Below are 4002 nucleotides of genomic sequence, written 5' to 3'. Positions count from 1 at the left end.
AACAGCGGATCGATCGGAAAGGCGATGTCGCCACAGAATTGCTGCACCGATCCGGCCCCATTCCTGGCCGCAAGACGCGACAGCAGCGACGATGCCGGCTCGAACGCGGCATGGGGAACCGTCAGCGGCAATGGGGTGAAGCTGGTACCGGGGAGGGCTGGAAGGCTTTTGGCCAAGCGCATTTTCCAAGCGGGAAAGAGGAACGGGTCTCCCGCAAGACTACGATCGGACGCTCAGTTGAGCAACGCCGCTTAACCGCCGAAGGACGGCCCTGTGGGTCAGCGATCTGACAGGAAAGTCAGCTTTGCTTGACAGCCCACACGGTTGTCGAATGTCACGCAACTCTGACTCACTGGCGCCATTTTTCTGAATCAAATGGGCATGCAGGATCAGGCAAAAGCAACCCAAATGTCAGGCATTTCCGACCCAAGTCAGCCCCTCGCAACGCCTTCACAAAGGGCGGGGAGCCGACATTCGGCCCTGTTCCCAAGCATCGGCCGAGCTTTCCCGAAGCGGACTTACATGACCGCTTCCGAACGACAAGACTGGAGCCGAAACTTCGGACGGGGAGTCAGCCTTCTCGTATTCACACGCCCCATCTCGGACACGTCCGGAGCAGACATCCAGCTTTGGATGCGGCCCCTTCCCGTCAGCCCCTCGCCGCGCCCTGCATCACGCGATCTCGAGCCCCTCGGCCCCCGGGACCGGCAGTCCCATCGCCATGACCTCGTCCCAGCGCCCCAGTTCCAGGTCGATCCGGTAGAAGGCCGGGCAACTCGGGATCCAGGCGCGCCAGGTCAGGTCGAACTTGATGCCCTCGCGCAGATCCAGATGCAGCCCGTCGAGATTGAGCCGCGCCGTGACCTCGCGCCCGTCGGTGAAGGAGAACTTCGCGAAGGGCATCAGGTCGGGCAGCCGGAAGCGGAAGCGCGCGGCGCCGGGCAGCAGGCCTTCGCCCTCGACCATCATCCCAGGCGCCAGATAGCCCGCAAGCTGCAGGCCCGGCGGTGCCACCTGATAGAAACGGTAGTCGAAATCGCCGGGCAGCAGGGGGTGATGCGTGTCCTGCCAGGCGCGGTCATAGGTGCCCGCATGCCGCGCCCGCGTCTGCCACCAGGGCGGGACCGGGCCGACCCCCTCGGGATCGGCGGGGCGCGCGGGATCAAGGCTCAGCGGGTGTTCCGCGCTGGAGATCTGCGGCGCCGAAATCTCAAGCTTTTCAGAGGTATAGAGCGGATGGACGATACCGGCGCCGATGGGGTTTCGGGGATCGGCATCGCCGTCCGGGTCACCGACGATCCGCCCGCCCGAAGCGAGCCGCCAGCTGAGTGGCACCTCGGTGACCGCCTCCGGTTCGCTCAGCCGCCAATGCCCGTCATGGACCCAGTGGCGCGGGCCGGTCAGGCGGAGCCGCTTCGTCAGGGGGCCGACGCGGATCGCGGCCTCGAATTCGCGCGCGGGTTCGGGGGCATGGGCCGAGCCGATGACGGTGATGTCGGCGCCGGGCCGAAAGGGCACGAGGTCCCCGGCCTTCAACATCGGTTCGCGATGGGGATCGCCCGCGAATTCATCTGCGAGGACGAGGGCCTGCGTGCCTGCGTAGTGGACGGCGCCCTCGTGAAGGAGCAACGAGCAGCGCGCGGCGATGCAGGCCATGGGGGTGCCGTCGGGCTTCCACTGCTCGAACCCGATTGCCGCGAAGGGGGTGTTGTTAGTGTGCAGCATCGCCGATCACCACGGCAAGTTGATACGGGTCCAGCTCTCGCCATCGAACATACCAAAACCGTTCTGGCCTTGAACCCAAAGAAGATCGTCGTGAACGTCAAAGGAATACGTCAGGAAACGTCGTTCTCCAGGGAAAGGAAAAATCTGAGACGCGCGCCCGTCGCCGAAAACCCAGAGATCGCCGCCAGCGGCGGTAAGATAGAACCGCTCCTTATAGGCGGCAATTGCCAGGAAATCAGTCGTTGTACCCTCCGGGGTCACGTTCTCGAATCCGTCGACTGGATTGCCGTGCCACAGATCGCCCTTGCGTGCGGAAATCCAGTAATCCTGCGGCCCGGTCGAGACGATATCGGTAAGGTACCCCCCGGGCAGCGTACGCTCCTCCCAGTCCCCGGCTTCAGTCGAGCATAAGTAGGCGGAACGGTAGTCGCGATGTCCCACGGCGACAACGTTACCTCCGCTTGCAGCTGTCACGCCTTTCAGCGCAAAATAGGAATCCTCTCTTTTTTGTTGGCGATTGAGTTCCTCCCATTCCCCGTCGTTGCCACGCTGAACGACGATTCCTTCCGAACCTACAACCAGCAATTTTCCATTCCGGATCGTCGCACCAAGGGCTTGACCTCGGCTGCGCGAAAATTCCTCGCCCGTGCCGGAAGGGGCAATAGACGGAATTGGCTCTACCCGCATCAAGCCGTCACGCAACATTAGGATATAGCCCGCTCGTACAAGCATGATCGCATCGACAGGATCGGAAAGTTGCCCCCCTCTGATGAGGGCCGTTGGCAATTCCATGTCGAGATCAAGCTGCATGATACCTGGACCGAAGGCATCGTCGCGAATGAGGAGCCTATCCTCGCCGTCACTGGGCTCGGCTCCTTCGGGACGCACGACGGCGTAATACCGATCGGGAGAGAGAATGCAGCCAAGTTGCTGGATCAGAGGCTCGGGCTCTTCCGAAGCATCGAATTTCCGGAAGTTAGACGGGTTCATGACTATTTCCTTTTCTCATTTCGGAGGCAACCCCCAACTTCCCCGCAAGGCATCTTCCGCCGATCTTCCGAGTTTATTCGCTGAACGGCCGAGCAATTCTCGCCCCTTGCTTCCCAGGTCATTCTTGAACTTGTCGCGAACCGCGTCGATTTCATCATCACAGTTCAACCCTTTGGCGTTGAGGATCTTCTTGAGCTCATCGGCGCTTATGTCCGCAAGATCGAACAGATTCGCCGTAGGACCGAGCTTTTCAAGGCGTGCATCTATCGCGTCGTGAAGGTCCCTGTGAGAGTCTTTTTCAAGGCAGATCGACATGCCGTCACCCAGGGTCGGCGCCCCATTTGGACGCAGCAAAGACGAACGCCCCCCGATCCTAAAGAACATGTCCTGGATGATATGATGAGACGGGTAACCCTCGGGACATTTCTTGTCGTTGTGCTTGTGAAAGTTGCAAGGGTCGTCGTCACCGTTCTTGTTATTCCCTACAGCCACCACCCGCACGTTCCCCCGCCGTGACCTCGGAGCGCGCTGTTTCTTCTTCCTCCTCCCGCGCCTGATAGCCGTCGAGAATTGAAGCCGCCTCTTCGGGTGTCACCGCTGCCGCGTCGACCGGATGGCCTGCGGCGATGCTCAGAACGTCGCTCAGGCCCGGCAGCAATTCGGAGGAGTCGAACTTCACGCCGTATTTGCCCGGCGTGAACAGCGATTTCAGCCCCGCCAGCCCGGTCTGGCGGCCGTAAAGCAAGTTGCTGTCCGCGATGATCTGTTGCGCTGCCGGGTGGTTCAGAAGGCCGGTTATCGTCCGGTAACCGGGATTGTTCAGGATCGTCGCGATATCGGCATTGGCGCTTTGCAGCAACAGGGCCATCTTTATCGCCGGATGGCGCGCGACCCGGTTGAGCAGCGGGTTGTCCAGCACCGAGGCCGCGGGCGCAGTCCTTGCCTGCGCGATCAGCTGTCCGATCGTCAGCGTGCCAGGCATAGATCCGCCCTAGGCAGGAAATCCCACACGGCCATCATTCGGGCGCCTCCAGCTTCGGGTTCTGCGCCCGCTCCACGGCGGGTGTGGGCCCCCAGGCCTCGGTGGATTTCACGTAGGTGAGCTTGCCGACGGTGTTGCGTTTGTTCATCCACCATTCATCGGTATGGCGCACCGCCCATTTGCCCTCGATCCGCACAGAACCCGAATGCCCCTTCGGCTCGCAGATCGCCCCCACCGTGCCCGACTTCACCCCCGTGCCGGTCCCCGGCTCGTCGCCCGTGCAGCAGGTCGTCATCGAGCCCGTG

The 4002-nt window shown here is 62.0% G+C and carries 5 protein-coding genes; all 5 read right to left on the bottom strand.

The window, feature by feature from the left end:
- Positions 1-672: 672 nt before the first annotated feature.
- Entirely contained in the window at positions 673-1725 is a 1053-nt protein-coding gene (locus C8N38_RS20930) for a DUF2169 family type VI secretion system accessory protein (RefSeq protein WP_108029034.1), read from the bottom strand.
- 6 nt (positions 1726-1731) lie between these two features.
- The gene (locus C8N38_RS20925; RefSeq protein ID WP_108029033.1) at positions 1732-2715 is read right to left on the bottom strand and encodes a hypothetical protein; all 984 of its coding nucleotides are present in this window, start codon (positions 2713-2715) and stop codon (positions 1732-1734) included.
- 15 nt (positions 2716-2730) lie between these two features.
- A complete protein-coding gene (locus tag C8N38_RS21315) occupies positions 2731-3216 on the bottom strand; it encodes a hypothetical protein (RefSeq protein ID WP_146176354.1) in 486 nt (161 codons plus the stop codon).
- Positions 3191-3697, bottom strand: coding sequence for a hypothetical protein (locus C8N38_RS20920; protein WP_108029032.1), 507 nt, complete (start codon positions 3695-3697; stop codon positions 3191-3193). The genes C8N38_RS21315 and C8N38_RS20920 overlap by 26 nt, the downstream gene beginning before the upstream one ends.
- A 34-nt stretch (positions 3698-3731) precedes the next feature.
- Positions 3732-4002, bottom strand: a 271-nt coding sequence (locus C8N38_RS20915) for a PAAR-like domain-containing protein (RefSeq protein ID WP_146176353.1), incomplete at its 5' end; no start/stop codon positions are given.

This window comes from Rhodovulum kholense (genome assembly GCF_003053725.1).
GTDB lineage: Bacteria > Pseudomonadota > Alphaproteobacteria > Rhodobacterales > Rhodobacteraceae > Rhodovulum > Rhodovulum kholense.
Note: the sequence above shows the minus strand (reverse complement) of the source record. Positions and strands in the feature narration are given on the sequence as shown.